We start from the raw sequence: 21,674 nt of genomic DNA, 5'->3' as shown, positions 1-21,674 counted from the left end.
AGCCTGAGGGTGATGTCAGGTAGGGCGGATAACCGCCCGCGGTTATCCGCCGCTTCTCAGGCCTTGGCCAGCAACGCCTTCGCCGCTCGCGATCCGTTGCTCTTGCCGAGCACCGCGCAGATGCGCTGGCCGGCGTCGACCAGGGCGTGCATGTCGACCCCGGTATGGATCTCCAGGCCGTTCAGCAGGTAGAGGACGTCTTCGCTGGCGACGTTGCCGGTGGCGCCCTTGGCGTAGGGACAACCGCCGAGGCCGGCCACCGAGCTGTCGAATACCGCGACGCCTTCCAGCAGGCTGGCGTAGATGTTCGCCAGGGCCTGCCCGTAGGTGTCGTGGAAGTGCCCGGCGAGGCGCTCGCGGGGAACCTCGCTGGCCACCGCCTCGATCAGCCGGCGGGTGGCACCGGCGGTGCCGACGCCGATGGTGTCGCCCAGGGACACTTCGTAGCAGCCCATCTGCTGGAGTTCGCGGGCGACCCAGGCGACCTGGCGCGGATCGACATCGCCGTCGTAGGGACAGCCGAGCACGCAGGAAATGTAGCCGCGCACCCGCACCTGGTGCTGGCGCGCCGCCTCCAGCACCGGTACGAAGCGCTCCAGGCTGTCCTTGATCGAGCAGTTGATGTTGCGCTGGGAGAAGGCTTCCGACGCGGCGGCGAACACCGCCACTTCCTTCACTCCCGACTCCAGCGCCGCCTCGAAGCCTTTCAGGTTCGGCGCCAGCGCCGCGTAGGTCACGCCGGGACGCTGGCGGATGCCGGCGAATACCTCGGCCGAGCCGGCCATCTGCGGCACCCACTTGGGCGAGACGAAGCTGCCCACTTCGATGTAGTCCAGGCCGGCGGCGCTCAGGTCATCGACCAGGCGGATCTTGTCGGCCACCTCGATCGGCTGTTTCTCGTTCTGCAGTCCGTCGCGCGGACCGACCTCCACCAGGCGGACCTTCTTCGGCAGGTTCATGCTGTTCCTCGTCTTGGCTGTCAGGCCTGGTTCTCGTCCAGCTCCACCAGCGGCGTGCCTTCCTCGACCAGTTCGCCCTCGCTGCAATACAGCGCCTTCACTACCCCGGCGTGGGGCGCGCGGATGCTGTGCTCCATCTTCATCGCCTCCAGCACCACCAGGGTGGCGCCGGCTTCGACCGTCTGGCCGGGCTCGACCAGGACCCGCACGATACTGCCGTTCATCGGCGCGCTCAAACCGCCCTGGTGGGCATGGGCGGCCTCGGCCTCGGCGATCGGGTCGACGGCTTCGATGGCCAGCAGTTCGCCCTCCCATTCGAGGAACAACTGGCGTCCGCGGCGCAACGCCGCCGAGCGACGGGTGACACCGTCCACCCGGCTGACCAGGTCGTCGCCGTCCAGGCGATACTGGCTGGGGCTGGCGTGGCGCAGGCGGACGCAGCGGCGTTCGTCGCGGCAGCGCAGCATCAGGTCGGCCTCCCGCGCCAGGGCGCTGCGCCAGCCGTCGTTGCGGCTCCACGGCGAATGCGGGTCGTCGTCGCGACGGTGGCCCGGTTCGCTCTGCAGCCAGGCTTCGGCGGCGGCTTGCCAGAAATGCTCCGGCAGCGCTTGCGGCGCCGGCAGCAGGTCGTCTTGGTGGCGCGCGATGAACCCGGTGTCCAGTTCGGCGGCGGCGAACGCCGGATGGCCGAGGATGCGGCGGAGGAACGCCAGGTTGGTGCGCAGGCCGCCGACCGAGGTTTCCGCCAGCATCGCCAGCAGGCGCTGGCGGGCTTCCTCGCGGGTTTCGCCCCAGGCGATCAGCTTGGCCAGCATCGGGTCGTAGAACGGCGAGACCTCGTCGCCTTCGCGTACCCCGCTGTCGACCCGCCGGCCGGGGCCGGCGGGCGCTTCGCGGTACAGCGCCAGGCGGCCGCTGGCGGGGAGGAAGCCGCCCTCGGGGTCTTCCGCGTAGAGCCGCACTTCGATGGCGTGGCCGTTCAGCGGCACCTGTTCCTGTGTCAGCGGCAGCGCCTCGCCGCGAGCGACGCGGATCTGCCAGGCGACCAGGTCGAGGCCGGTGATGGCCTCGGTGACCGGGTGTTCCACCTGCAGGCGGGTGTTCATTTCCATGAAGAAGAACTGGCCGCGTTCGTCGAGGAGGAATTCGACGGTACCGGCGCCGAGGTAGCCGATCGCCTGCGCCGCGCGTACCGCGGCCTCGCCCATGGCCCGGCGCAGTTCCACACCGAGACCGGGGGCGGGGGCTTCCTCGACGACCTTCTGGTGGCGGCGCTGGATCGAACAGTCGCGTTCGTTGAGGTACAGGCAGTGGCCATGGCGGTCGGCGAATACCTGGATCTCCACGTGGCGCGGCTTCAGCAGGTATTTCTCCACCAGCATCCGCGCGTCGCCGAAGGCGGCCTTGGCCTCGCGCTGGGCGGAGGAAAGGGCCTCGGCCAGCTCGGCCTCGCGCTCCACCACCTTCATGCCCTTGCCGCCGCCGCCAGCGGCGGCCTTGAGCAGCACCGGGTAGCCGATGCGCCCGGCTTCCCGGCGGAAAGTCTCGAGGTCCTGGGCTTCGCCGTGATAGCCGGGCACCAGCGGCACGCCGGCTTCTTCCATCAGCGCCTTGGCGGCCGACTTGCTGCCCATGGCGTCGATGGCCGCCGCCGGCGGTCCGAGGAAGAGCAGGCCGGCTTCCTCGCAGGCGCGGGCGAAGTCGGCGTTCTCCGAGAGGAAGCCGTAGCCGGGGTGGATCGCCTGGGCGCCGCTGGCGAGGGCGGCGGCGATGATCCTGTCGCCGCGCAGGTAGCTGTCGACGGGCTTGGCGCCGCCCAGGTCGACGGCGATGTCGGCTTCGGCGACGTGGCGGGCGTGGCGGTCGATGTCGCTGTGCACGGCGACGCTGCCGATGCCGAGGGCGCGCGCGCTGCGCATCACCCGGCAGGCGATCTCGCCGCGGTTGGCGACCAGGAGGCGCTGGATGCTGCGGTAGTCCGGGTTCATGCGTCGTTTCTCCAGGCGGGCGTGCGTTTCTCCAGGAAGGCGCGCAGGCCTTCCTGGCCTTCCGGGCTGATGCGGATGCGGGCGATGGCCGCCTCGGTGTAGCGGCGCAGCGCCGGGCTCAGCTCGGCGGCCTCGACCTCATGGTAGAGCGCCTTGCAGGCGACCAGGGCGCGCGGGCTGTTTTGCAGCAGGTTGGCGATCCAGGCCTCGGCCTGGCTTTCCAGTTCGGCGGCGGGACAGCTTTCGCTGAGCAGGCCCAGTTCGCTGGCGCGGCGTCCGTCGAAGCGCTCGGCGGTCAGCGAATAGCGCCGCGCGGCGCGCTGGCCGATGGCCTTGACCACGAACGGGGCGATGGTCGCCGGGATCAGGCCGATGCGTACCTCGGACAGGCAGAAGGTCGCGTCGTCGCTGCCGATGGCCATATCGCAGCAACTGACCAGGCCGACCCCGCCGCCGAACACCGCGCCCTGGACCACCGCCAGGGTCGGCTTGGGCAGGTTGTAGAGATGGGTCATGAGTTCGGCGATGCGCTGGGCGTCGGCCAGGTTGCCCTGGTAGTCGAGGTCCACCGACTGCTGCATCCAGGCCAGGTCGGCACCGCCGCAGAAGTGCCGGCCACGGCCGCGCAGCACCAGCAGGCGGACCTGCGGGTCGCTGCCGACGCGATCGATGGCCTGCAACAGTTCGCCGATCACGACGGCATTGAAGGCGTTGTTCTTTTCCGCCCGGTCCAGCCACAGGGTGGCTACGCCGCGCGGGTCGATCTCAAGCTGGATGGTCTGGAATTCGCTCATGCTGGTCTGCTCGTCACATGCGGAACACGCCGAAGGCGGTCGGCTCGATGGGGGCGTTGAGGGCGGCGGAAAGCGCCAGGGCGAGCACCTCGCGGGTCTGCGCCGGATCGATCACGCCGTCGTCCCACAGTCGCGCGCTGGAGTAGTAGGGATGGCCCTGGTGCTCGTACTGCTCGAGGATCGGTGCCTTGATCTTCGCCTCCTCTTCGACGCCGAGCTGCTGGCCGGCGCGCTCGGCCTGCTCGCGCTTGACCTGGGCGAGCACCCCGGCGGCCTGTTCGCCGCCCATCACGCCGATCCTCGCGTTCGGCCACATCCACAGGAAGCGCGGGTCGTAGGCGCGTCCGCACATGCCGTAGTTGCCGGCGCCGAAGCTGCCGCCGATCAGCACGGTGAACTTCGGCACCCGCGCGCAGGCCACCGCGGTCACCAGCTTGGCGCCGTGCTTGGCGATGCCGCCAGCCTCGTACTTCTGGCCGACCATGAAACCGGTGATGTTCTGCAGGAACAGCAGCGGGATGCCACGCTGGCAGGCCAACTCGATGAAGTGCGCGCCTTTCTGCGCGGCCTCGGCGAAGAGGATCCCGTTGTTGGCCAGGATGGCGATCGGATAGCCGTGCAGGTGGGCGAAGCCGCAGACCAGGGTGGTGCCGAACAGCGCCTTGAATTCGTCGAACTCGGAGCCGTCCACCAGCCGTGCGATCACTTCGCGCACGTCGTAGGGCTGCTTGCTGTCGGCGGGAATCACCCCGTACAGCTCCTCGGCGGGGTACAGCGGCGCGCGCGGTGCACGGCATTGCAGCTGGCCCTGCTTGCGCCAGTTGAGGTTGGCGACGCAGCGGCGGGCGATGGCCAGGGCATGGTCATCGTCCTCGGCATAGTGGTCGGCGACCCCTGAGACCTTGCAGTGCACGTCGGCGCCGCCAAGTTCCTCGGCGCTGACCACCTCGCCGGTAGCGGCCTTCACCAGCGGCGGCCCGGCGAGGAAGATGGTGGCCTGTTCGCGCACCATCACGGTTTCGTCGGACATCGCCGGCACGTAGGCCCCGCCGGCGGTGCAGGAGCCCATGACCACGGCGATCTGCGGGATGCCGCGGGCACTCATGTTGGCCTGGTTGAAGAAGATCCGGCCGAAGTGCTCGCGGTCGGGGAACACCTCGTCCTGGCGCGGCAGGTTGGCGCCGCCAGAGTCCACCAGGTAGATGCATGGCAGGCGGTTCTCCAGGGCGATGGCCTGGGCCCGCAGGTGCTTCTTCACGGTCAGCGGATAGTAGGTGCCGCCCTTCACCGTGGCATCGTTGCCGACGATCATGCATTCCACCCCTTCGACCCGGCCGATCCCGGCGACGATGCCGGCGGCGGCGACCTCTTCGCCGTAGACTTCGTGGGCGGCGAGGGCGGAAAGCTCGAGGAACGGCGAGCCGGGGTCGAGCAGGCGGTTGATGCGTTCGCGCACCAGCAGCTTGCCGCGCGCGCTGTGCCGGGCCTGGGCGGCGCTACCTCCGCCTTCGTGGATGCGGCCGAGGAGGGTGCGCAGGGCGTTGACCTGTTCCAGCATGGTCGCGGCGTTGGCCGCGAACTCGGCGGAGCGTGGATTGATCTGGGTGTGCAGGATGGCCATGGCGGTGGCTCCGTGTCGAGGTGGGCGGAAGCGGTTGGCGCCCGCTCCCGACCTGGCGATGCGCCTGTCGATGCAATGGAATGCCCTCTCCCTGGCGGCAAAGGGCCGGGAAGAGCGAGGCTTCAGCGGGTTTCGTTGAACAGCTCGCGGCCGATCAGCATGCGGCGGATCTCGCTGGTGCCGGCGCCGATCTCGTAGAGCTTGGCGTCGCGCAACAGGCGGCCGGTGGGAAACTCGTTGATGTAGCCGTTGCCGCCGAGGATCTGGATCGCGTCCAGGGCCATCTGGGTGGCGCGCTCGGCGCTGTAGAGGATCACCCCGGCGGCGTCCTTGCGGGTCGTCTCGCCGCGGTCGCAGGCGGCGGCCACGGCGTACAGGTAGGCGCGGCTGGCGTTGAGGGCGGTGTACATGTCGGCCACCTTGCCCTGGACCAGCTGGAATTCGCCGATGCTCTGGCCGAACTGGCGGCGGTCATGGATGTACGGCACCACCACGTCCATGCACGCCTGCATGATTCCCACCGGGCCGCCGGAAAGCACCACGCGCTCGTAGTCGAGGCCGCTCATCAGTACCTTGACCCCGCCGTTGACCGCGCCGAGGACGTTCTCCTCGGGTACCTCGACGTCCTGGAAGATCAGTTCGCAGGTGTTCGAGCCGCGCATGCCCAGCTTGTCCAGCTTCGGCCCGCGACTGAAGCCTTTCCAGTCGCGCTCGACGATGAACGCGGTGATCCCGTGCGCGCCCTTGTCCGCGTCGGTCTTGGCGTAGATCACATAGGTATGGGCATCGGGACCGTTGGTGATCCACATCTTGCTGCCGTTGAGAACGAAGCGGTCGCCGACCCGGTCCGCGCGCAGCTTCATCGAGACCACGTCGGAGCCGGCGTTGGGTTCGCTCATCGCCAGCGCACCGATGTGTTCGCCGGATACCAGGGCCGGCAGGTAGCGGGCCTTCTGTTCGGCGTTGCCGTTGCGCTTGATCTGGTTGACGCAGAGGTTGGAATGCGCGCCATAGGAGAGCGCCACCGAGGCCGAGGCCCGGCTGATCTCTTCCATGACCACGGCGTGGGCCAGGTAGCCCAGCGCCGAACCGCCGTACTCTTCGTCGACGGTGATGCCGAGCAGGCCCATCTCGCCGAACTTGCGCCACATGTCCATGGGGAACTGGTTGTCCTGGTCGATCTGCGCGGCGCGCGGCTGCAGTTCGGCGGCGACGAAGCCGCGGACCTGGTCGCGGAGCATGTCGATGGTTTCGCCGAGGGCGAAGTTGAGGCTGGGATAGGTCATGCTTTCACCTGTAATTGTGCTTGTCCGGTTTAAAGCTTTGAATGAGGTTTATGTTTCAACTGTCTGTTTGTTATAGCTTTTGATCAGTGCCGCTCGACAGCGCTCCTCGGCAGTATCCAGTTCCAGCTGCATCTGTTCGATGTCCAGCAACTGTTGTTCCAGCTGGGCGCGGCGCTCGGCGATCTTCTCCAGCATGGTGTTCAACTGCTTCTGGTTGCCGCTGCTCGGGTCCGGGTCGTAGAGCTCGATCAGTTCGCGGCATTCGGCGAGGGAAAAACCGATGCGCTTGCCGCGCAGGATCAGCTTCAGGCTGACCTTGTCGCGCGGCGAATAGATGCGTTCCTGGCCGCGTCGCTCGGGGGAGAGCAGGCCTTGCTCCTCGTAGAAGCGGATGGCGCGGGTGGTGATGTCCAGTTCGCGGGCGAGATCGGAGATGGTGTAGGTGATGGACATGCGCAGGCACCTGCTTGTTTACCTTTACGTTAACGTAAAGCTGCACCGAAATCCTGTCAACGCCTGGAACGGGGGAAAAATGACAGCCGTGAAAGATGCTTGTCAGAAAGATTTAATCGGCGCCTCATGAAAGGGCGCGGATGGCTCTGTTCTGCTTCGCCGAACACTGTGTTTCTCGGAGGAGTCGTAACGATGAGTCGGCTGATGACCTACAGGACGCTGCTGGCTTGCCTGCTCGCCGCGTTGCTTGCGCTGCTGGTGGCGGGCCAGCAGCAGCGCGCGTTCGAGCGAATCTGGTTCAAGCTGGAGCAGCGCTACGGCGGCGATGTTGCGCGCGAGAACGCCCTGCGCCTGGCCGACTATCGGGTCGATATCGAAGCCCGCGTGCTGGGCGCGGAGTCCAACGTCTCGGCGCTGTCCTTCGACCCCAGCCGGCGCAGCCTGGTCAGCGTGACCAACCAGGACCCGCATTTCCTCGAGCTGTCGCTGGACGGCGAATTGCTGCGACGCATCCCCCTGCGCGGTTTCCAGGATCCGGAGGCTATCGAGTACATCCGGCCCGGCGTCTACGTGGTCGCCGAGGAGCGTCGCCAACGCCTGGTGGAGATCCATGTCGACGCCGACACCCGGGTGATCGACATCGACGATCCGCGCAACGCCCGGAAGTTCTCCCTGGGCAGTGCAAACAAGCGCAACAAGGGCTTCGAGGGGTTGGCCTACGACCCGCTGCGCGAGCGCCTGTTCGTGGCCCGGGAAAAGGCGCCGGTGGGCATCATCGAGGTAAACGGCTTCTTCAACGACCGCGGCGAGGCGCTCGACCTGAGCGTCGGCGGCGACCCGCAGCGCGATCGCGGGTTGTTCCTCACCGATCTGTCGAGCCTCTACTACGACAAGGCCAGCGATCACCTGCTGGTGCTTTCCGACGAGTCGCGGGTGGTCATCGAACTGGATCGCGCCGGGGATCCGCTCGGCAGCCTGACCCTGCGTGGCGGCAACCATGGCCTGACGGACGACGTGCCGCAGGCCGAAGGGTTGGCGATGGACGACCGGGGCAGCCTGTACGTGGTCAGCGAGCCGAACCTGTTCTACCGCTTCAGCCGAGCGCTGCCAGCGGCCGACTAGGGTGGGAAAAGGACGGCGGAATTCAGGCTTGCGCGCCGGATAGCGCCGGCGCGTAGCCGATCATCTGTCGCAGCAGCGGGTCGGTGAACTGCTGTTGCCAGTCGTCCAGCTTGCCCCGAAGGTCGGGGCCGTTGGCCGGAACGATGGGGGCCGCGCGCGGCTGGCGAGGCGTCGGCGAGCAGGCGCCGAGCAGCCCGACGCACAGTGCCAGGGTGGGGAGCGAGAGTTTCGCTAGGGGCATCAGGCTTGCTCCGTGGGGATCTGGGGCGAGTTGCCGGTGCGCGGCGCCTTGCGCAACCGGAACAGGCGCCCGACCACCAGGAAGAACAGCGGTACCAGGAACACCGCGAGTACCGTGGCGGTGACGATCCCGCCGAGCACCCCGGTGCCGATGGCGACCTGGGCGCCGGAACCGGCGCCGCTGGAGAGCGCCAGCGGGACCACGCCGAAACCGAACGCCAGCGAGGTCATGACGATCGGTCGCAGGCGCAGGCGCGCGGCCTCCAGGGTCGCCTGCAGCAGGCTCATGCCTTCCTGGTAATGGTCCTTGGCCACCTCGATGATGAGGATGGCGTTCTTCGCCGAGAGGCCGATGATGGTGATCAGGCCGACCTTGAAGTAGATGTCGTTGGGCAGACCGCGCAGGCTCACCCCGAGCAGTGCGCCGAGTACGCCCAGCGGCACCACCAGGATCACCGCCAGCGGGATCGACCAGCTTTCGTAGAGGGCGGCCAGGGCGAGGAACACGATCAACACCGAGAGGGCGAACAGCGCCGGCGCCTGGGCGCCGGACAGGCGTTCTTCGAAGGACTGGCCGGACCACTCGTGGGCGATGCCCTCGGGCAGGCCCTGCATCAATTGCTCCATCGCCTGCATGGCTTCGCCGCTGCTGTAGCCCGGCGCGGCCTGGCCCTCGAGGTTGAACGAGGGATAGCCGTTGTAGCGGGTCAGTTGCGGCGGGCCGAGGGTCCAGGCGGCCTTGGCGAACGTCGCCAGCGGCACCATCTCGCCCTGCTCGTTGCGCACGTGAAGCCGGCCGATGTCGTCGATGCCCAGGCGCTTGGCGCCGTCGGCCTGGACCACCACCTTGCGCACCTGGCTGCCGTGCATGAAGTCGCCGATGTAGTCCGAGCCGAACATCACCGCCAGGGTGGTGTTGATCTCGTCCATGCTCACGCCGAGGGTCTCCGCCTTGCGCCGGTCGATGTCCAGGCGGATCTGCGGCGCCTCGCCCTGGCCGGCGAACATCACGTTGGCCAGGCGCGGGTCTTCGGCGGCGCGCGCCAGCAACTGGTCGCGGGCCTTGACCAGGGCCTCGTAGCCAACCCCGCCACGGTCCTGCAGGCGGAAGTCGAAGCCGCTGGTGGAACCCAGGTCCGGCAGCGGCGGCGAGTTCATCGCATACACCGTACGGTTGGGCAGGCCGGCGAAGCGCTGGTTAATGCGCTCGACGATGGCGCCGACGTGCTGGCTGGCCTCCCGGCGTTCCGACCAGTCCTTCAGGGTGGCGAAGATCATCGCCGAGCTGGTGCCGTCGCCGTACAGGCTGAAGCCGCCGACCGCATAGGCGTAGGCCACCGGTTCGTGCTCCGCCAGGTAGCGCTCGACGTCGCCGACGTTGGCCATGGTCTCCGCCATCGGCGTGCCTTCGGGCTGCATCACCATGATCATGAAGTCGCCCTGGTCCTCTTCCGGCAGGAACGCCTGCGGCAGGCGCACGAAGAGCAGGGCGACCACGCCGATGACCAGGGCGTAGACCAGCATCCAGCGGATCGGCCGGGCGAGGATGCCGGCCACCGCGTTGCGGTAGCGTCCGGTCAGGCGCAGGAAGGCGCGGTTGAACCAGCCGAAGAAGCCGCGCTTCTCATGGTGGTCGGCGTCGATCGGGCGCAGCAGGGTGGCGCACAGGGCCGGGGTCAGCGACAGCGCGAGGAACGCCGAGAAGCCGATGGAGACCGCCAGGGTCACCGCGAACTGGCGGTAGATGTTGCCCACCGCGCCGCTGAAGAACGCCATCGGCACGAACACCGAGACCAGCACCACGGTGATGCCGACGATGGCCCCGCTGATCTGGCGCATCGCCTTGACCGTGGCGTCGTGCGGCGACAGGCCTTCCTCGGCCATCAGCCGCTCGACGTTCTCCACCACGATGATCGCGTCGTCCACCAGGATGCCGATCGCCAGGACCATGCCGAACATGGTCAGCACGTTGATCGAGAAGCCCAGGCCGAGCATCACCGTGAAGGTGCCCAGCAGGGCCACCGGCACCACCAGTGTCGGGATCAGGGTGGCGCGGAAGTTCTGCATGAACAGGTACATCACGGCGAACACCAGCAGCATCGCCTCGAGCAGGGTGCTGACCACCTTCCTGATCGAGATCTCGACGAACGCCGAGGTGTCATAGGGGATGTTGTAGCTCACGCCCTCCGGGAAGTAGCGCGACAGCTCGTCGAGGGTGGCGCGGATGCGCTTGGCGGTGGCCACCGCGTTGGAGCCGGGCGCCATCTTCACCGCCAGGCCGGTGGCGGTCATTCGGTTGACCCGCGAGACGAAGCCGTACTCGCTCTGGCCGAACTCGACGCGGGCCACGTCGCGCAGGCGGATCGCGCCGCCGTCGCCGCGGATGCGCAGCGGAATTTCGCCGAACTGCTCGGGCGTCACCAGGGTGTCGTCGACCTTCACCGTGGCGCTGATCGGCGCCGAGTCGGGGACCCCGAGGTTGCCGATGTCGCCCACGGTGAGGCGGGCGTTGTGCCGGCGCACGGCGTTGACCAGGTCGCTGGCGCTGAGGTTCATCGAGGTCAGCTTGGCCGGGTCGGGCCAGATGCGCATGGCGTACTCGGCGCCCCAGGTCTCGACCTTGCCCACGCCCTCCACCCGGCGCAGCGCCTGCAACACGTTGGACGAGGCGATCTCGCCCAGCTCCATGGCGTCGTAGCGGCCGCTGGAGGAGGTAAGGGTAACGATCAGCTGGATGCTGTCCGCCGCCTTCTCCACGTAGATGCCGTCGCGCCGCACCGATTCGGGCAGGCGCGACTCGACGATCTTCAGGCGGTTCTGCACTTCCACCGCGGCGAGGTCGGCGTTCACGCCCTGGCGGAAGGTCAGGGTCAGCGAGGCCTGGCCGGTGCTGCTGGTGGCCTTGGTGTAGAGCAGGCCGGGCGCGCCGTTCATCTCGCGCTCGATGATCGCGGTCACCGCTTCCTCGACCACCTTGGCCGAGGCGCCGGGATAGCTGGCGCTGACGTTGACCACCGGCGGCGCGATGTCCGGGTACTGGGCGACCGGCAGGAAGCGGATCGCCAGGACCCCGGCGAGCACGATCAGCAGGGAGATCACCCAGGCGAAGACCGGCCGGTCAATGAAGAAACGAGCCATTCGTAGCGTTCTCCGTCACTGGCCCGCCGGCGAGGCGGCCAGCGGTGAGGGGGCGTCGGCGCTGGCCGGCTGGCGGACCACCGCCTGGACGCTGGAGCCGGCGGCATGCTGGGCGGCGTTCTCGACGATCACACGCTCGCCGCCCTTGAGCCCGCGGCTGATGATCCAGTCGCGGCCCTGCAGGGTGTCGGCGCGGACCTCCACGTCTTCCACCACGCCCTGTGGGTTGACCACCTTGACCACGGCGGACTGGGCGGTACGGATCAGCGCGTCGCGCGGGACGGTGATCGCCTGCGGGTTCACCGCGCGCTGCAGGCGCACCTGCACGTAGCCGCCGGGCAGCAATTCGCGATGCGGATTGCGGAACAGGGCACGCATGGCGATGGTGTCGGTGCCGGGGTCGACCGCCAGGTCGGAGAACAGCAGCTCGCCGGCCAGCGGGTACTCGCTGCCGTCGGCCAGGACCAGGCGCACGGCGATGTCCTTGTCGGCGACACCCTTCACCTGGCCTTCGCGGATCGCCCGCTGCATGGCGGCGACTTCGCCGGCCGGCTGGGAGAAGTTCACGTAGATCGGATCGATCTGCTCGACGCGGGTCAGCGGTGTCGGCGAGTCCTCGCCGACCAGCGCGCCTTCGGTGACCAGCGCGCGCCGCGCGCGGCCGTCGATCGGCGCGGTGACCGTGGCGTAGCCCAGGCGCAGGCGGGCCTGCTCCAGTTCGGCCTTGGCCGAGGCGATCTGCGCCAGGGCCTGGCGCGCGTCGGTCTGCGCTTCGGTGTACTCGCGTTCGCTGATGGCGCGGTCCTTGATCAGGTCGGCGTAGCGCTTGAGCTTGTCGGCCGCCGCCGCGTGGCTGGCCTCGGCCCGGGCCAGGGCGCCGCGGCTGATGTCCAGGGCCGCCTTCAAGGGCGCAGGGTCGATCTGGAACAGCACGGTGCCGGCGCGGACGTCCTGGCCTTCCTCGTACAGGCGACGGGTGACGATGCCGGCGACGCGCGCCCGCACTTCAGCCTGGCGGTACGCTTCCAGGCGTCCGGGCAGCTCGCTGGTGATGCCGATAGGCGCCGGCCTGGCGACGATCACGCCGACCTCGGCGGGGGCCTCCGCAGTCTTCCCGGCGTCCGCTGCTTCTTCGCAGCCCAGCAGGAATAGGGCGACCAGGGCCGCCAGCAGCCCGCGCAGCGAGCCGGTCCATTGGATGTGCATGGGTGTCCCTCGATTCGTGAACTCGCGAGCTTGCCCGGGAAAGGGCACCGCAACTCACGAGCGGCGCGACAGTAGCATATAATCAATCATGAATGATTAATTAATTGGCGTTTCTGTAACATATCCTTATGATCTGCGGCGCCTTTCCCTTGTGAGGACGTTCAGTGGCCAGGAAAACCAAAGAGGAATCCCAGAAAACCCGCGACGGCATACTCGATGCCGCCGAGCGGGTTTTCCTGGAAAAGGGCGTGGGCACTACTGCCATGGCCGACCTGGCGGACGCCGCCGGGGTTTCTCGCGGTGCGGTCTACGGCCACTACAAGAACAAGATCGAGGTCTGCCTGGCGATGTGCGACCGCGCCTTCGGCCAGATCGAGGTACCCGACGAAAACGCCAGGGTGCCGGCGCTGGATATCCTCCTGCGCGCCGGCATGGGCTTTCTCCGCCAGTGCTGCGAGCCCGGTTCGGTGCAGCGGGTGCTGGAGATCCTCTACCTCAAGTGCGAACGCAGCGACGAGAACGAGCCGCTGTTGCGCCGCCGCGAGCTGCTCGAGAAGCAGGGGCAACGCTTCGGCCTCCGGCAGATCCGCCGGGCGGTGGAGCGCGGCGAACTGCCGGCGCGGCTGGACGTCGAGCTGGCCAGCATCTATCTGCAATCGCTCTGGGACGGCATCTGCGGCACCCTGGCCTGGACCGAGCGCCTGCGCGACGATCCCTGGAACCGCGCCGAACGCATGTTCCGCGCCGGCCTCGACAGCCTGCGCAGTTCTCCCTACCTGTTGCTGGCGGACGCCTGAGGGCGTCAATCGTCCGCCATCAGGTGCCTGCGCTGGTCCTCGGCGCCGGCGACCGCCAGCCGCTGGGCGTCTTCCTCGCTGATGTGCAGGCGCTTGCCGTCGATGTAGAGCACCGACAGGCGCGCCTCGGCGTCGGTACCGATGCGCAGGCTGTCGACCGGCGCGCGATGCCGGCTGCCTTCGATCTCCACGCTGCAGACGCCTTGTTCCGAATCGATTTCGATGGACATGGGAGCCTCCTGTTTTTTCCGCCTACCTTGGGTGGACCCCGGGCATCCGCGCGGGTTCTGTCACGGTAGCTTCACGCCAGCGTCACGCGCCTGCCACCGCGCTTGGCTGCAATCGTCCGCAGAGAGAGGGCGAGGCCAGCGGAGGACGACGCCATGCGGCTATGCGTGATTGGTGCGGGCTATGTGGGACTGGTGACGGCGGCCTGTTTCGCCGAGATGGGCAACCAGGTGCGTTGCGTGGAGCGTGACCGCGAGCGGGTCGCGCGGCTGAGACGCGGCGAGATGCCGATCTACGAACCGGGCCTGGAAAGCATCCTGCGCGATCAGCTGGACGCCGCCCGCCTGACCTTCACCGCCAGCCTGGCGGAAGGCCTGGCCGACGCCGAAGTGGTGTTCATCGCCGTCGGCACGCCGTGCGGCGAGGACGGCTCGGCCGACCTCAGCCACGTGCTGGCGGTCGCCGAGCAACTTGGCGCGCAACTGCGCCAGGCCTGCATCGTGGTCAACAAGTCGACCGTGCCGGTGGGCACCGCCGAACGGGTCGAAGAGATCATCCGCCTGGGCCTGGCGCGCCGGCGCAAGCGCTTCCGGGTGGCGGTGGCGAGCAATCCGGAGTTCCTCAAGGAAGGCTCGGCGGTGGACGACTTCAGGCGCCCGGACCGGGTCATCATCGGCAGCGCCGAGACGCAGGCCGGGGAAACCCTGCGCCAGCTCTACGCGCCGTTCCTGCGCAATCACGAACGGGTCCTGCTGATGGGGCGCCGCGAGGCCGAGTTCAGCAAGTACGCGGCCAATGCCTTCCTCGCCACCAAGATTTCCTTCATGAACGAGATGGCCGGGCTGTGCGCCCTCACCGGCGTCGACATCGAGGACGTGCGCCGCGGCATGGGTAGCGACAAGCGCATCGGTACCCATTTCATCTACGCCGGCTGCGGCTACGGCGGCTCGTGCTTTCCCAAGGACGTCCGCGCGCTGATCCGCAGCGCCGAGCAACAGGGCTTCGACAGCCAGATACTGCGTGCGGTGGAAGCGCGCAACGCGCGGCAGAAGGAACTGCTCTTCGAGACCCTCGGCGAACTGTTCCAGGGACGCTGGCAAGGGCGCACGGTGGCGCTCTGGGGGCTGGCCTTCAAGCCGGGTACCGACGACCTGCGCGAGGCGCCGAGCCTGGTCCTGCTGGAGGCGCTGCTGCGCCACGGGGTGCGGGTCAGGGCCCATGACCCGGTGGCCAACGCCGGGGTCGCGGCACGCTATCCGGACGCGCTGGCGTGCGCCCAGTTGACGCTCCACGACTCGCCCTACGCGGCCGTCGAGGGCGCCGATGCCCTGGTGCTGGTGACCGAGTGGAAACAGTTCCGCCAGCCGGACTTCCAGAAAATCCGTGGATCCATGCGAACTCCCCTGTTGGTCGACGGTCGGAATCTCTACGCACCGGCGCGGATGGCGGAACTGGGCTTCATCTACCAGGGCATAGGACGTCCAAGGGCCGGGCATTGTAAGGCGAGCGCAGCCTGATTAGACTGCGCGCCATCCGCATACTTCGTCCATGTCGAAGGATTCTCATGATCAAGAAATGTCTTTTCCCGGCCGCCGGTTACGGCACTCGTTTCCTCCCGGCCACCAAGGCCATGCCCAAGGAAATGCTGCCGGTGGTGAACAAGCCGCTGATCCAGTACGCGGTGGAGGAGGCGCTGGAAGCCGGCCTTTCCGAGATCGGCATCGTCACCGGCCGCGGCAAGCGTTCGCTGGAAGACCACTTCGACATCAGCTACGAGCTGGAACACCAGATCCGCAACACCGACAAGGAAAAGTACCTGGTCGGCATCCGTCGGCTGATCGACGAGTGCACCTTCGCCTACACCCGCCAGGTGGAGATGAAGGGCCTCGGCCACGCCATCCTCACCGGTCGTCCGCTGATCGGCGACGAGCCGTTCGCCGTGGTCCTGGCCGACGACCTGTGCCTGAACCTCGAAGGCGACAGCGTGCTGAAGCAGATGGTCAAGCTGTACAACCAGTTCCGCTGCTCCATCGTGGCGATCCAGGAAGTGCCGCCGGAAGAGACCAACAAGTACGGCGTGATCGCCGGCGAGATGATCCGCGACGATATCTTCCGGGTGAACACCATGGTCGAGAAGCCGAAGCCGGAAGAGGCGCCGTCGAACCTGGCGATCATCGGCCGCTACATCCTGACCCCGGACATCTTCGACCTGATCGAGCAGACTGAACCGGGCAAGGGCGGCGAGATCCAGATCACCGATGCCCTGATGAAGCAGGCCCAGGACGGCTGCGTGCTGGCCTACAAGTTCAAGGGCAAGCGTTTCGACTGCGGCAGCGCCGAGGGTTACATCGAGGCGACCAACTTCTGCTACGAAAACCTCTACAAGACCGGCAAGGCTCACTGAGCCTCGCCGTTCCCGATGAAGAACGCCGCGTCCCCGATGGGGGCGCGGCGTTTTTCGTATGAGGCGAACGGCCATGGGGGGTATCCGCCCTACCTGAGCTGTCGGCGGGCGTGGCGTTGTTGGCGTCGGGCGAATAACCCCGCCAGCCTGGCCTGGGCCACGCGGCGCCTCCGCGCCCGGTCAGGGAATCGGCAGCGCCTCGGAACCCGGGCCCAGCGGCTGGCCGTAGCTGAACTCCACATAGTTGCCCGCGGGATCGCGCAGGCCGCAGTAGTAGCCGACCGGATAGGGCTCGTCGCGCGGCGCCCAGACCAGGCAGCCGGCGGCCTCGGCGCGGCGCGCCAGATCGTCTACCGCGGCGCGGCTGGAGAGGGCGAAGCCGAAATGACTGTAATCGTCGCTGGCCAGGTTGCGCGGCTGGCCGCCGGGCATGATGACGAAGATGAAGCGTTGTTCCTGGCCGGGTTCGGCCATCCAGACGATTTGCGAGCCTTTGCCGGGGCGCCGGTGGATCACCCGCATGCCGCAGAAGGTTTCGTAGAAGGCGATGCAGGCGTCGAGGTCGGGGACGTGCAGCGCCAGGTGGGTGAGGGTGGGGGACATCGCGCTTACCTCCACGGACAAGCATAGCCCATCGCCTGCCAGGCCCTGCGCTGAGCCGTTTCGACAGGTTTCTGCGTCGATCCGGCGGGAGCCGACGCTGGTGAATGGGTTATGCTGGAACGCATCTGATCCAGGAGTAGGAACATGTCTTTCGATTTCGATCTGTTCGTCATCGGCGCCGGCTCAGGGGGCGTACGCGCCGCCCGCTTCGCCGCCGGCTTCGGTGCCCGTGTCGCGGTGGCGGAGAGTCGCTACCTGGGTGGCACCTGCGTCAACGTCGGCTGCGTGCCGAAGAAGCTGCTGGTCTATGGCGCGCATTTCAGCGAGGACTTCGAGCAGGCCCGGGCCTATGGCTGGAGCGCCGGCGAGGCGCAGTTCGACTGGGCGACCCTGATCGGCAACAAGAACCGCGAGATCCAGCGGCTCAACGGGATCTACCGCAACCTGCTGGTGAACAGCGGGGTGACCTTGCTCGAAGGTCACGCCCGTCTGCTCGATGCGCACAGCGTCGAGGTGGACGGCCAGCGCTTCAGCGCCAAGCACATTCTCGTCGCCACCGGTGGCTGGCCGCAGGTGCCGGACATTCCCGGCAAGGAACACGCGATCACCTCCAACGAAGCGTTCTTCCTCGAGCGCCTGCCGCGCCGCGTGCTGGTGGTCGGCGGCGGCTACATCGCCGTCGAGTTCGCCTCGATCTTCAACGGGCTCGGCGCCGAGACCACCTTGCTCTACCGTCGCGACCTGTTCCTGCGCGGCTTCGACCGCAGCGTCCGCGAGCATCTGCGCGACGAATTGGGCAAGAAGGGCCTGGACCTGCAGTTCAACAGCGACATCGCCCGTATCGACAAACAGGCCGATGGCAGCCTGGCCGCGACCCTCAAGGACGGCCGGGTGCTGGAGGCGGACTGCGTGTTCTACGCCACCGGGCGGCGGCCGATGCTGGACGACCTGGGCCTGGAAAACACAGCTGTGAAGCTGACCGACAAGGGCTTCATCGCGGTCGACGAGCACTACCAGACCAGCGAACCGTCGATACTCGCCCTCGGTGACGTGATCGGTCGCGTCCAGTTGACCCCCGTGGCGCTGGCCGAGGGTATGGCGGTGGCACGGCGATTGTTCAAGCCGGAGGAGTATCGCCCGGTGGACTACAAGTTGATTCCCACCGCGGTGTTCAGCCTGCCCAACATCGGCACCGTCGGCCTGACCGAGGAGGAGGCGCTGAGCGCCGGGCACAAGGTGAAGATCTTCGAGAGCCGCTTCCGGCCGATGAAGCTGACCCTTACCGACGACCAGGAAAAGACCCTGATGAAGCTGGTCGTGGATGCCCACGACGACAGGGTGCTGGGTTGCCACATGGTCGGCGCCGAGGCCGGCGAGATCCTCCAGGGTATTGCGGTGGCGATGAAGGCCGGGGCGACCAAGCAGGCGTTCGACGAGACCATCGGCATCCACCCGACCGCGGCGGAAGAGTTCGTCACCCTGCGCACGCCGACGCGCTGAGCCGCGTCTGAACGAAGAAGCCGGCCCCTGGGCCGGCTTCTTTCATTTTCGCGCTCAGCGCGAGGGGGCCTCGGCCAGCGCCGCCGCTGCGTCGTCGCGGCGCCTGGCGTAGCGTTGCGCGAGCACCGCGCAGACCATCAGCTGGATCTGGTGGAACAGCATCAGCGGCAACACCATCGGCCCCACCGCACTGGTGGCGAACAGCACCTTGGCCATGGGCACGCCGGTGGCCAGGCTCTTCTTCGAACCGCAGAAGACGATGGTGATCTCGTCTTCCTTGCTGAAGCCCAGGCGTCGCGCCAGCACCGTGGTCAGCACCAGGGCCAGGGCGAGGATCACGCAGCAGGCGACGGTCAGGCCGAGCAGCGCCAGCCAGGGTACTTCGTGCCACAGGCCCTGGATCACCGCGGCGCTGAAGGCGGTGTAGACCACCAGCAGGATCGAGCCCTGGTCGACATAGCGCAGCACCGGCTTGTTGCGCTCCACCCAGGTGCCGATCCAGCGCCGCAGGACCTGGCCAGCGATGAAGGGTACCAGCAGTTGCAGGGTGATCTTGCCGATGGCGTCCAGCGCGTTGCCGGTCTCGCCTTCGGCGCCGAGCAGCAGCTTGACCAGCAGCGGGGTAAGGAATACGCCGAGCAGGCTCGACACGGAAGCGCTGCATACCGCTGCCGGCACGTTGCCGCGCGCCAGCGAGGTGAAGGCGATGGAGGATTGCACCGTGGCCGGCAGGGCGCAGAGGAACAGGATGCCGAGGTACAGCTCCGGGGTGACCATCGGCGACAGTGCCGGTTTCAGCGCCAGGCCGAGCAGCGGGAACATCACGAAGGTGCAGGCGAACACCAGCAGGTGCAGGCGCCAGTGGGTCATGCCGGCGATGATCGCCTGGCGCGACAGCTTGGCGCCGTGGAGGAAGAACAGCAGGCCGATGCCGATGTTGGTCACCCATTCGAAGACCACGGCGGTCTGGCCGCTGCAGGGCAGGAAAGTGGCGAGAAGGACGGTGGCGATCAGCGCCAGGGTGAAGTTATCCGGAAGGAAACGCGGTCGGGACATGGGCACGCTCTGCAGGATCGGGGGAACACATGGCAGTCTTCTGGCTGCCTGGCGAACCTGCACTGTAGCCATGGGCTGGGCGACCGGCTAACGCCAGAAGGCCAGCCGATGACGCCGAATGGACAGGGCGGCCGCCGCGCCGCCCCGAGGGGCTCAGACGACGCTGGCCAGCAGCGGCTCGCTGACGCTGGGACGGACCTTGCCGGCATGGGGAGAGAACTCCAGGCGGACGGCGAGCACGGTGACCAGCGAGCGCAGCTTCTCCGCGATCACGCTGGCGCGGTGCTGGCTGAGGCCGGGGAAGGTCAGCAGCAGGCGGATCTTGTGGTCCTCGCGGTCGGCACGAACCCGCTCCGGGGTGAAGGATTGCACGGCGAACAGGTTGAGCACCCGGCACAACAGGTCCGGATCGGCCATGCCCTCGATATGGAAGATCGACAGGGTCTCGGTATCTGCGCAGGAGGTTTCCCAGACGTTCGGGCGGATCACCTGGCGTTCTTCGCCGTCAGGGTGTTTGGCCAGGAAAAGGGGGGCGAGGGTTGACATGTGACGCTCCAGGCAGTGTTTCGACGAGAGAAATTCTCCCAGAGGCGTGCCGGATTTTTTCTCCTGTTTTTGCGTGATTTTGCGCTATATGTGCATACTTGATTCCTATATTTTTCTTTGTAGGGAATATTTATGTCCATTCCATTGGATATATACGATCAGCGTATTCTTGCGTTGCTGCAGGAGGAATCCTCGCTTTCCACCGCCGAGATCGCCGAGCGCATCGGACTTTCCCAGTCGCCCTGCTGGCGGCGCATCCAGCGCCTGAAGGAGGAGGGGGTGATCCGCAAGCAGGTGACCCTGCTCGACCGCAAGAAAATCGGCCTGAATACCCAGGTATTCGCCCAGATCAAGCTCAACGCCCATGGGCGCAAGAACCTCACCGACTTCGCCGAGGCGATGCACCAGTTTCCCGAGGTGCTGGAGTGCCACGTACTGATGGGCGCGGTGGACTTCATGCTGCGTATCGTCACCCGCGATATCGAATCCTACGAACGCTTTTTCTTCGAGAAGCTGTCGGCGGTGCCGGGCATCCAGGAAGTGAACTCCATCGTCGCCTTGTCGGAAATCAAATCCACCACTACTTTGCCCCTGCTCGCTCCCTGAGCCTTCCCGGAGAACGCCTGCCCATGACCATCAGCAAGACCAAGTCCAGCTTCTACCGCCGCCTCTACGTCGCCTACCTGATCGACAGCGGCATCGCCAGCGTGCCGGAGATCATGGCCGCCACCGGCATGCCCCGGCGTACCGCCCAGGACACCATCGCCGCGCTGGAGGAACTGGACATCGTCTGCGAGTTCGAGCAGCGGGAGGGTGCGCGCAACCACCAGGGCGGCTATGTCATCCGCGACTGGGGGGCGGTACGGCGGGAGTGGGTGGCAGAACAGCATGAACGGATCGCCGCTGCCCTGGAGTATCCTACCGGCGGCAACCTGGCTGGCCGGTGAGGGAGAAGCTTGCCCGGTGAAACCGTCTTTGGCTTACCCGATGGAAAACAAGGAAAAAGGAGATCTCGTATGGACGCACAGGAATTGCTGGACGCACTGCGAAAGAAGCTCGGCACGAGATACCAGGGAGAGTTGGCCGAGGCACTCGGCGTTTCGCTGCAGACGCTGACGAACTGGAAGAACAGCGACAAGAAACTGAGTGTCGAGCAGATCGCCGGGGCTATCGCGAAATCTCGCCAGGCCGCGGTGAAAACCTCCCAGTACGAAACCATCCGACCTGTCGTGGAGTTCTACGGGATAGAACGCTACCGTTCGCGCGATGACAGGAAATGGCAACTCTTCCAGGCGAACACCCTTTATGCGCAGGGACTCAAGGACAAGCTGCTGGATGCCCACGGCATCTACATCTTCTACGATTCCCGCGGGCATTCCATATACGTGGGCAAAGCCCGCGAGCAAAGCCTCTGGAAGGAAATGAACCTCGCCTTCAACCGTCCAAGGGCCATCCAGAAGATCGTCCTGGTTCCTCACCCGAAGAGAAACCAAACATTCAGTCCAGGCCACGAGAAGTTGCGACAGCCGAAGGATACTCAGCTGGAACTCTGCGATCTGGCGTACTTCTTCAGCGCCTATCAGGTCGTTGACGGAATGATCAACGATCTCGAGGCTCTCATGGTCCGGGGGTTCGCCAACGACCTGCTGAACGTGAAGATGGAAACCTTCGCCCATAGCCGGAGATGAGTGTTCGCGTGCGGCAGGGAGGGTGGGTTAAAAGAAGGAGGGGCT

At 66.9% G+C, this 21,674-nt stretch carries 21 protein-coding genes; 8 read left to right on the top strand and 13 right to left on the bottom strand.

The features are described 5' to 3' along the window. Positions 1-56: 56 nt before the first annotated feature. From liuE to liuR, 6 genes are all read right to left on the bottom strand, one after another. Positions 57-959, bottom strand: coding sequence for a bifunctional 3-hydroxy-3-isohexenylglutaryl-CoA lyase/hydroxymethylglutaryl-CoA lyase (liuE, locus tag LJF27_RS24400; RefSeq protein ID WP_003100393.1), 903 nt, complete (start codon positions 957-959; stop codon positions 57-59). 20 nt (positions 960-979) lie between these two features. Continuing rightward, positions 980-2,947, bottom strand: coding sequence for a methylcrotonyl-CoA carboxylase subunit alpha (gene liuD / locus LJF27_RS24395; protein WP_023116592.1), 1,968 nt, complete (start codon positions 2,945-2,947; stop codon positions 980-982). Next, the gene (locus LJF27_RS24390) at positions 2,944-3,741 is read right to left on the bottom strand and encodes a gamma-carboxygeranoyl-CoA hydratase (RefSeq protein ID WP_003450449.1); all 798 of its coding nucleotides are present in this window, start codon (positions 3,739-3,741) and stop codon (positions 2,944-2,946) included. The genes liuD and LJF27_RS24390 overlap by 4 nt, the downstream gene beginning before the upstream one ends. Positions 3,742-3,754: 13 nt before the next feature. Next, positions 3,755-5,362 (bottom strand): methylcrotonyl-CoA carboxylase subunit beta, encoded by a 1,608-nt coding sequence (gene liuB / locus LJF27_RS24385; protein WP_003100387.1) that lies wholly within the window; start codon positions 5,360-5,362, stop codon positions 3,755-3,757. Positions 5,363-5,484: 122 nt separating this feature from the next. Next, positions 5,485-6,648, bottom strand: a complete 1,164-nt coding sequence (gene liuA, locus LJF27_RS24380; RefSeq protein WP_003100385.1) for an isovaleryl-CoA dehydrogenase — start codon at positions 6,646-6,648, stop codon at positions 5,485-5,487. Positions 6,649-6,696: 48 nt separating this feature from the next. Continuing rightward, positions 6,697-7,101: a liu genes transcriptional regulator LiuR gene (gene liuR, locus LJF27_RS24375; protein ID WP_012614228.1), complete on the bottom strand. Its 405-nt coding sequence runs from the start codon at positions 7,099-7,101 to the stop codon at positions 6,697-6,699. Positions 7,102-7,293: 192 nt separating this feature from the next. On the opposite strand from liuR, the gene LJF27_RS24370 reads away from it, so the two are divergent. Then, positions 7,294-8,223: an SdiA-regulated domain-containing protein gene (locus LJF27_RS24370; RefSeq protein ID WP_003088602.1), complete on the top strand. Its 930-nt coding sequence runs from the start codon at positions 7,294-7,296 to the stop codon at positions 8,221-8,223. 22 nt (positions 8,224-8,245) lie between these two features. Here the strand turns inward: LJF27_RS24370 and LJF27_RS24365 are convergent, their stop codons facing one another. The 3 genes from LJF27_RS24365 to mexX are packed head-to-tail and all read right to left on the bottom strand — an operon-like array spanning position 8,246 to position 12,807. Then, positions 8,246-8,464: a hypothetical protein gene (locus tag LJF27_RS24365; RefSeq protein ID WP_003100379.1), complete on the bottom strand. Its 219-nt coding sequence runs from the start codon at positions 8,462-8,464 to the stop codon at positions 8,246-8,248. Beyond that, positions 8,464-11,601, bottom strand: a complete 3,138-nt coding sequence (gene mexY / locus LJF27_RS24360; protein ID WP_023116591.1) for a multidrug efflux RND transporter permease subunit MexY — start codon at positions 11,599-11,601, stop codon at positions 8,464-8,466. The genes LJF27_RS24365 and mexY overlap by 1 nt, the downstream gene beginning before the upstream one ends. Positions 11,602-11,616: 15 nt before the next feature. Continuing rightward, positions 11,617-12,807: a multidrug efflux RND transporter periplasmic adaptor subunit MexX gene (gene mexX, locus LJF27_RS24355; protein ID WP_003118551.1), complete on the bottom strand. Its 1,191-nt coding sequence runs from the start codon at positions 12,805-12,807 to the stop codon at positions 11,617-11,619. A 164-nt stretch (positions 12,808-12,971) separates the two neighbouring features. Between mexX and amrR the strand changes: the two genes are divergently transcribed. Then, complete coding sequence (gene amrR, locus LJF27_RS24350) at positions 12,972-13,604, top strand: TetR family transcriptional regulator AmrR (protein WP_003088626.1); 633 nt, start codon at positions 12,972-12,974, stop codon at positions 13,602-13,604. Positions 13,605-13,609: 5 nt separating this feature from the next. On the opposite strand, the gene LJF27_RS24345 is transcribed toward amrR, so the two are convergent. After that, a complete protein-coding gene (locus LJF27_RS24345; protein ID WP_023116590.1) occupies positions 13,610-13,834 on the bottom strand; it encodes a DUF3203 family protein in 225 nt (74 codons plus the stop codon). 153 nt (positions 13,835-13,987) lie between these two features. Here LJF27_RS24345 and LJF27_RS24340 point away from each other — a divergent pair, with 153 nt between their 5' ends. Then, positions 13,988-15,349, top strand: coding sequence for a UDP-glucose 6-dehydrogenase (locus tag LJF27_RS24340; protein ID WP_016253509.1), 1,362 nt, complete (start codon positions 13,988-13,990; stop codon positions 15,347-15,349). A gap of 47 nt (positions 15,350-15,396) precedes the next feature. Continuing rightward, the gene (galU, locus tag LJF27_RS24335; RefSeq protein ID WP_003088639.1) at positions 15,397-16,236 is read left to right on the top strand and encodes a UTP--glucose-1-phosphate uridylyltransferase GalU; all 840 of its coding nucleotides are present in this window, start codon (positions 15,397-15,399) and stop codon (positions 16,234-16,236) included. Between the two features lie 180 nt (positions 16,237-16,416). On the opposite strand, the gene LJF27_RS24330 is transcribed toward galU, so the two are convergent. Further along, the gene (locus LJF27_RS24330) at positions 16,417-16,839 is read right to left on the bottom strand and encodes a VOC family protein (protein WP_003100368.1); all 423 of its coding nucleotides are present in this window, start codon (positions 16,837-16,839) and stop codon (positions 16,417-16,419) included. Positions 16,840-16,983: 144 nt separating this feature from the next. On the opposite strand from LJF27_RS24330, the gene gorA reads away from it, so the two are divergent. After that, positions 16,984-18,339, top strand: coding sequence for a glutathione-disulfide reductase (gene gorA / locus LJF27_RS24325; RefSeq protein WP_003100366.1), 1,356 nt, complete (start codon positions 16,984-16,986; stop codon positions 18,337-18,339). Positions 18,340-18,393: 54 nt separating this feature from the next. Here gorA and LJF27_RS24320 read toward each other — a convergent pair whose 3' ends face one another. Together LJF27_RS24320 and LJF27_RS24315 are read right to left on the bottom strand one after the other, a co-directional pair. Continuing rightward, entirely contained in the window at positions 18,394-19,395 is a 1,002-nt protein-coding gene (locus tag LJF27_RS24320; RefSeq protein ID WP_003121709.1) for a bile acid:sodium symporter family protein, read from the bottom strand. Positions 19,396-19,548: 153 nt separating this feature from the next. Next, positions 19,549-19,941 carry a hypothetical protein gene (locus LJF27_RS24315; RefSeq protein ID WP_003088646.1) on the bottom strand — a complete coding sequence of 131 codons (393 nt, stop codon included), beginning with the start codon at positions 19,939-19,941 and terminating at the stop codon, positions 19,549-19,551. 132 nt (positions 19,942-20,073) lie between these two features. Between LJF27_RS24315 and LJF27_RS24310 the strand changes: the two genes are divergently transcribed. The 3 genes from LJF27_RS24310 to LJF27_RS24300 all read left to right on the top strand — a co-directional run bounded on the left by LJF27_RS24310 (position 20,074) and on the right by LJF27_RS24300 (position 21,629). Next, positions 20,074-20,547 (top strand): Lrp/AsnC family transcriptional regulator, encoded by a 474-nt coding sequence (locus LJF27_RS24310; protein ID WP_003100361.1) that lies wholly within the window; start codon positions 20,074-20,076, stop codon positions 20,545-20,547. A 23-nt stretch (positions 20,548-20,570) separates the two neighbouring features. Further along, the gene (locus LJF27_RS24305) at positions 20,571-20,888 is read left to right on the top strand and encodes a winged helix-turn-helix domain-containing protein (RefSeq protein ID WP_015648689.1); all 318 of its coding nucleotides are present in this window, start codon (positions 20,571-20,573) and stop codon (positions 20,886-20,888) included. Positions 20,889-20,957: 69 nt separating this feature from the next. After that, positions 20,958-21,629: a hypothetical protein gene (locus LJF27_RS24300; RefSeq protein ID WP_003450462.1), complete on the top strand. Its 672-nt coding sequence runs from the start codon at positions 20,958-20,960 to the stop codon at positions 21,627-21,629. Positions 21,630-21,674 lie beyond the last annotated feature (45 nt).

The organism is Pseudomonas sp. 203-8, from assembly GCF_020708595.1.
Taxonomy (GTDB): Bacteria; Pseudomonadota; Gammaproteobacteria; order Pseudomonadales; family Pseudomonadaceae; genus Pseudomonas; species Pseudomonas aeruginosa.
The sequence above is the reverse complement of the archived record's forward strand: the minus strand, read 5'-3'. Positions and strand labels throughout refer to the sequence as shown.

What these genes read in the sequence shown, in the direction of transcription:
- liuE (WP_003100393.1), bottom strand. Translation starts at nt 959, where the DNA reads ATGAACCTGCCGAAGAAGGTCCGCCTGGTGGAGGTCGGTCCGCGCGAC.
- liuD (WP_023116592.1), bottom strand. Translation starts at nt 2,947, where the DNA reads ATGAACCCGGACTACCGCAGCATCCAGCGCCTCCTGGTCGCCAACCGC.
- LJF27_RS24390 (WP_003450449.1), bottom strand. Translation starts at nt 3,741, where the DNA reads ATGAGCGAATTCCAGACCATCCAGCTTGAGATCGACCCGCGCGGCGTA.
- liuB (WP_003100387.1), bottom strand. Translation starts at nt 5,362, where the DNA reads ATGGCCATCCTGCACACCCAGATCAATCCACGCTCCGCCGAGTTCGCG.
- liuA (WP_003100385.1), bottom strand. Translation starts at nt 6,648, where the DNA reads ATGACCTATCCCAGCCTCAACTTCGCCCTCGGCGAAACCATCGACATG.
- liuR (WP_012614228.1), bottom strand. Translation starts at nt 7,101, where the DNA reads ATGTCCATCACCTACACCATCTCCGATCTCGCCCGCGAACTGGACATC.
- LJF27_RS24370 (WP_003088602.1), top strand. Translation starts at nt 7,294, where the DNA reads ATGAGTCGGCTGATGACCTACAGGACGCTGCTGGCTTGCCTGCTCGCC.
- LJF27_RS24365 (WP_003100379.1), bottom strand. Translation starts at nt 8,464, where the DNA reads ATGCCCCTAGCGAAACTCTCGCTCCCCACCCTGGCACTGTGCGTCGGG.
- mexY (WP_023116591.1), bottom strand. Translation starts at nt 11,601, where the DNA reads ATGGCTCGTTTCTTCATTGACCGGCCGGTCTTCGCCTGGGTGATCTCC.
- mexX (WP_003118551.1), bottom strand. Translation starts at nt 12,807, where the DNA reads ATGCACATCCAATGGACCGGCTCGCTGCGCGGGCTGCTGGCGGCCCTG.
- LJF27_RS24345 (WP_023116590.1), bottom strand. Translation starts at nt 13,834, where the DNA reads ATGTCCATCGAAATCGATTCGGAACAAGGCGTCTGCAGCGTGGAGATC.
- LJF27_RS24340 (WP_016253509.1), top strand. Translation starts at nt 13,988, where the DNA reads ATGCGGCTATGCGTGATTGGTGCGGGCTATGTGGGACTGGTGACGGCG.
- galU (WP_003088639.1), top strand. Translation starts at nt 15,397, where the DNA reads ATGATCAAGAAATGTCTTTTCCCGGCCGCCGGTTACGGCACTCGTTTC.
- LJF27_RS24330 (WP_003100368.1), bottom strand. Translation starts at nt 16,839, where the DNA reads ATGTCCCCCACCCTCACCCACCTGGCGCTGCACGTCCCCGACCTCGAC.
- gorA (WP_003100366.1), top strand. Translation starts at nt 16,984, where the DNA reads ATGTCTTTCGATTTCGATCTGTTCGTCATCGGCGCCGGCTCAGGGGGC.
- LJF27_RS24320 (WP_003121709.1), bottom strand. Translation starts at nt 19,395, where the DNA reads ATGTCCCGACCGCGTTTCCTTCCGGATAACTTCACCCTGGCGCTGATC.
- LJF27_RS24315 (WP_003088646.1), bottom strand. Translation starts at nt 19,941, where the DNA reads ATGTCAACCCTCGCCCCCCTTTTCCTGGCCAAACACCCTGACGGCGAA.
- LJF27_RS24310 (WP_003100361.1), top strand. Translation starts at nt 20,074, where the DNA reads ATGTCCATTCCATTGGATATATACGATCAGCGTATTCTTGCGTTGCTG.
- LJF27_RS24305 (WP_015648689.1), top strand. Translation starts at nt 20,571, where the DNA reads ATGACCATCAGCAAGACCAAGTCCAGCTTCTACCGCCGCCTCTACGTC.
- LJF27_RS24300 (WP_003450462.1), top strand. Translation starts at nt 20,958, where the DNA reads ATGGACGCACAGGAATTGCTGGACGCACTGCGAAAGAAGCTCGGCACG.